Origin of the sequence: Actinoplanes sp. NPDC051633, assembly GCF_040681735.1 — a bacterium.
Lineage (GTDB): Bacteria > Actinomycetota > Actinomycetes > Mycobacteriales > Micromonosporaceae > Actinoplanes.
In genome coordinates, this window is record NZ_JBFAZH010000710.1 from 1 (window position 1) to 4,101 (window position 4,101).

Below are 4,101 nucleotides of genomic sequence, written 5' to 3' on the forward strand. Positions count from 1 at the left end.
CGCCGGGGGGGGTGGCGTTCTCTCCCGATCGCCCGTCGACGGGGCTCCCTCTGGTTGGGGTGTTGATCGCCGGCACCACCTCACGGAGGGCGTGTGCGGCCGGCGACCGGGCCTCGAACGAGGAGCGGGGGTTACTACTGGGTGGTCACCAGGACGGGGTCCTCGCCGTCCTTGACCTCACGGATCTGCAGGTTGGCGATCTCGCTCCTGGGCTTCGCGGTGACCGCGGAGAGGAGCAGCGGCTCGGGGCGCTCGGCGGTGCCCCAGCCCGTCTTGCCGACGGTCCAGCTGGAGAGCACCGTGCTGCTGCCGTCGGTGCCGGTGGCGACCAGCTCGCATTCCCTGGGGCCCTTGATGTTGGAGACCGCGAACTGGATCTGTGTGCCCAGGTCGATCTCCTTCAGCCCGGCGTCCAGCCGGACCCCGGTGCGGGCGTCCGTGCTGCCGATGCGCTGACCGGCCAGCGCCTCCACGGGGCCGCCGAAGCCGCCGCCCGGCGGCAGCGGATCGAGCTGCGTCGGGCCCGCCGACGCCTGACCCGTCGGACCGCCCTGGGCGGTGGGATTGCCCTGCTGATCCGGCGCCAGCCAGCGGGCTCCGGCGAAGAGGGCGCCGATGGAGAGCATCGCGAAGACGACCACGGCCGCCGCCAGCGAGTAGAGCCGGCGGCTGTTGGCCTTGCGCCGCTCGCTGCTGACCGCCCTGATCACCTTTTTCAGGACCAGGCCGTCCTTGCGCGACTCCTCGGTCGCCACCAGGGCGTCGGCGTCGACATCGGCGAGGATGTCCGCCACCTGGAGGAACGACTCGAGCTCCACGGCGCACGCCGGGCACTCGATCAGATGGTCCTCGAAGCGGCTCGCGTCGCGCTCGTCGAGCACCCCCAGCGCGTACGCCGCCACATCGAAGTGCTGTTCCTGTGTCATTCCGTCACCCCCCGCTGCTGCAAGGCCGTCCGCAGCGCCCGCAGTGCGTAGTACACCCGCGACTTGGCCGTGCCGAGTGGCAGGCCGAGCACTTCAGCCGCTTCCGGAACGGTCCGGCCGCGGAAATACGTCTCGACGAGGATCTCACGATGCGACTGGCTCAGCGTCTTGAGCGCATCGGTGACCGTCATCAGCTGTAATACCCGATCGGTGTCGTCCGCCGTGCTGGGGAAGCTCTCCAGCTCGCGGTCGTAGGTCTCGGGCGGCCGGGCGCTGGTGCTGCGGTGGTCGTCGATCGCGATCCGCCGCGCCACGGTGACCAGCCAGGGCCGCAGCGACTGCTGCCCCTGGGCGCCGAGCCGGTGCGCGTTGCGCCAGGCTCGCAGCAGGGTCTCCTGGACGATGTCCTCGGCACGCTGCCGGTCACCGCCGGTCAGTCGCAGCACGAACATCAGCAGCGGTCCCGCGTGCTCCTCGTAGAGCATCCGGACCAGGGTGTCCTCGTGGTCAGCCGCAACCGGGGCGGCCTCGTGGCGGGGAGCCTGTCGGGGAATCACCGGACCATCATTCTCCGCACCGGGACCTCCGTCGAGAGCCTGCCACCGTCCGCCGGACCGTTGCTGCGTCATGCCGCACACCTCGTCCGGCGCACGCCGCTCCATGACTGACGCATGCATCGATTCCTCCTGCCGGTGCTTCCCCTGTCACCCCTTGTACGGGTGGGGACACCGGCCGGGATCAATCGGCCGACAAGATTTTCATAAGGTTCCGTTGTGGTGCGGTCAGCGGGTGATCGCAAGGTTCCTCCGGGGGGCGAAGGGCGGGGGGCCCGTGTGGCCGAACGGTGCAAACCATCCATGTACACCGATATCTGCTCGGCCGAGCACGCGAATACTACTCACTTGCGGTCGATCGCCGAACCCGCGAGGTCACAGGACTCACAGTGTGTGCGACATTCACCCTGATCGAGACCGAACCCGCCGAATCGGCCACCCGAGGGCATTGCGACCCGCCCCGGTCGGTTCACTAAGCTCACGGTGACCGCGAGAGATCGAAGCGTGAGGGGGCGTCCTCCATGACGAACAGCAGCCCCGTGTCGTCGAACGCATATGAGTACCTCGACGCCGTGGGGCCCGAGGAGCAGGCTCGGCTGGCCGCTGTGCGCCGGTACCGGCTGGTGGATCAGCCGGTCGAGGACGCGTACGACCGGATCGCCTTCGTGGCCGGCGCGATCTTCGAGACGCCGATCGCCACCGTGTCCCTGGTCGAGCAGGACAGGGTGTGGCTGGCCGCGTGCCAGGGCCTGGTCGGGGTCCGCCAGGTCGGCCGCGAGCCGGGTCTCTGCGCGTCGGTGATCGACCAGGACGGCACGTACGTGATCAACAACGCGGCGGTGGATCCTCGTACCCTGGAGCACCCGCTGGTCCGCGGCGAGCTTGGCCTGCGCTTCTACGCCGCCGCGCCGATCCGCACCCACGACGGCTACCGCCTGGGCACCGTCAACGTGATCGACAACCGTCCGCGCGAGGCGACCCCGCGCCAGCTCAAGGCCCTCGAGCACCTGGCTCAGATGGTCTCCGACGAGCTCGAGCTGCGCCTGATGGTGATCCGCAGCGCGGCCGAGACGCAGCGCATGCGGGAGACGGTCAGCTAGGTTTCGCGCGGACCCGCGATCGGGTAAGCGACCGTCCCATGCGGACACCACGCACGATCGCGGTCGTGGCTCACTCCGGCAAGACGCTGGACGGTGGGCTGGACGAGTTGCGCCGGCGGATCACCGGCCACGGCGTCGAGAAGCTGCTCTGGTACGAGGTGCCGAAGAGCAAAAAGGCGCCCAAGAAGGTACGCAAGGCGCTCGACGCGAAGCCGGACCTGGTGGTGGCGTGGGGCGGCGACGGCCTGGTGCAGCGGACCATCGACGTGATGGCCGGCTCGAGCACGCCGCTGGCGATCATCCCGGCCGGCACCGGCAACCTGCTGGCCACCAACCTGGGCGTGCCGGCCGATCTCGCGGGCGCGGTCGACGTCGCGTTCGAGGGCAAGCGCAAGCGGGTCGACCTCGGCAAGCTGAACGGCGAGCACTTCGCGGTGATGGCCGGCATCGGCTTCGACGGCGCGATGATCCAGGACGCGGACAAGGACATGAAGGCCCGGCTCGGCAAGCTCGCCTACGTGTGGGCCGGCATCCGCCACGTGAACGGCGCCGCGCCCCGGGCGCAGGTGAAGATCGACGGGATCGACTGGTTCGACGACGAGGCGAGCTGCGTGCTGGTCGGCAACGTCGGCACGATCACCGGCGGCATCCAGGCCTTCGACGACGCGCGACCCGACGACGGCTGGCTGGACGTCGGCGTGGCCACCGCGCAGGGCGCTCTGCAGTGGGCGCGGGCGCTCGGCACGATGGCGGTCGGGCGCTCCGATCGCTCGCCGTTCGTCCGGATCACCCGCGCCCGGCGGGTGGACGTGAAGCTGCACTCCAAGCTCCAGTACGAGTTGGACGGCGGCGCGCGGGAGGCGGCGAAGAAGCTGACCGCCGAGGTGGTGCCGGCGGCGATCAAGATCTGTGTGCCCCGGGTACGCGTGCCGTCGGAGCAGCCGGCCGCCGAGGAGGCTTTGGTCGGATAAGCGACAGTTCCGTCCGTACCCGGGCACGTGTTTCATGCCCTTATAGCGACCAATCCCCTGGCCCGCGGCGGCCCGGCGACCCCACACTGGCTGTCGTCCGGCACCGCTACGCAACATCGGGGGGTTGGCCATGCCGTACCACCAGAGTTCCGCAGTGAGCGTCGCTTCCGTCCTGACCGCCACCACCGTCCTCGTCATCGGATATCGCCTGGGCCGCACCCACGCGGCCTGGCGTGACGTCCGCTCCGCCAAGAAGTCCGTCTCCGCCTCCCGCCGCGCGGCGTGGCGGCACACGGCGACCCTCTTCCTCGGCACCGTCGCCCTGGTGCTGACCCTCGCCGTGGCCGGCTACGAACTCAGCACACCGTGACTCAGCACACCCTGGGGGATCCGCCGGCGGGCGGCCCGCAACGGCGTCGTCGCGTCCTCGGCCGCGGCGGCCAGGATCTCGGTCAGCCGGTCACCGATGGCCCGGACGTGGCCCAGCGCCCTCTCCGCCGACTCCCCGCGCAGCTCCCGCATCACCGCGGCGATGATGCCGCCGGCGCTC

The 4,101-nt window shown here is 70.3% G+C and carries 5 protein-coding genes and 1 pseudogene; 3 read left to right on the forward strand and 3 right to left on the reverse strand.

Annotation, left to right across the window (positions count from 1 at the left end; all coding sequences use genetic code 11):
• Positions 1-134 precede the first annotated feature (134 nt).
• Together AB0M20_RS30300 and AB0M20_RS30305 are read right to left on the reverse strand one after the other, a co-directional pair.
• Positions 135-926 carry a zf-HC2 domain-containing protein gene (locus tag AB0M20_RS30300; protein WP_364303738.1) on the reverse strand — a complete coding sequence of 264 codons (792 nt, stop codon included), beginning with the start codon at positions 924-926 and terminating at the stop codon, positions 135-137.
• Positions 923-1,603: a sigma-70 family RNA polymerase sigma factor gene (locus AB0M20_RS30305; RefSeq protein WP_364303739.1), complete on the reverse strand. Its 681-nt coding sequence runs from the start codon at positions 1,601-1,603 to the stop codon at positions 923-925. Before AB0M20_RS30305 ends, AB0M20_RS30300 begins: the two co-directional genes overlap by 4 nt.
• 398 nt (positions 1,604-2,001) lie before the next feature.
• On the opposite strand from AB0M20_RS30305, the gene AB0M20_RS30310 reads away from it, so the two are divergent.
• From AB0M20_RS30310 to AB0M20_RS30320, 3 genes are all read left to right on the forward strand, one after another.
• On the forward strand, positions 2,002-2,580 hold the full coding sequence (locus AB0M20_RS30310) for a GAF domain-containing protein (RefSeq protein WP_364303740.1): 579 nt from the start codon (positions 2,002-2,004) through the stop codon (positions 2,578-2,580).
• Positions 2,581-2,618: 38 nt separating this feature from the next.
• A complete protein-coding gene (locus tag AB0M20_RS30315; protein WP_364303741.1) occupies positions 2,619-3,551 on the forward strand; it encodes a YegS/Rv2252/BmrU family lipid kinase in 933 nt (310 codons plus the stop codon).
• A 154-nt stretch (positions 3,552-3,705) separates the two neighbouring features.
• Positions 3,706-3,921 (forward strand): hypothetical protein, encoded by a 216-nt coding sequence (locus tag AB0M20_RS30320; RefSeq protein WP_364303742.1) that lies wholly within the window; start codon positions 3,706-3,708, stop codon positions 3,919-3,921.
• On the opposite strand, the pseudogene AB0M20_RS30325 reads toward AB0M20_RS30320, so the two are convergent.
• Positions 3,900-4,101: pseudogene (locus AB0M20_RS30325) on the reverse strand (hypothetical protein); the annotation flags it as partial. The gene AB0M20_RS30320 and the pseudogene AB0M20_RS30325 sit on opposite strands and share 22 nt — an antisense overlap.

Coding starts and splice junctions, on each gene's coding strand:
- AB0M20_RS30310 (WP_364303740.1), top strand. CDS start 2,002: ATGACGAACAGCAGCCCCGTGTCGTCGAACGCATATGAGTACCTCGAC.
- AB0M20_RS30315 (WP_364303741.1), top strand. CDS start 2,619: ATGCGGACACCACGCACGATCGCGGTCGTGGCTCACTCCGGCAAGACG.
- AB0M20_RS30300 (WP_364303738.1), bottom strand. CDS start 926: ATGACACAGGAACAGCACTTCGATGTGGCGGCGTACGCGCTGGGGGTG.
- AB0M20_RS30305 (WP_364303739.1), bottom strand. CDS start 1,603: ATGCATGCGTCAGTCATGGAGCGGCGTGCGCCGGACGAGGTGTGCGGC.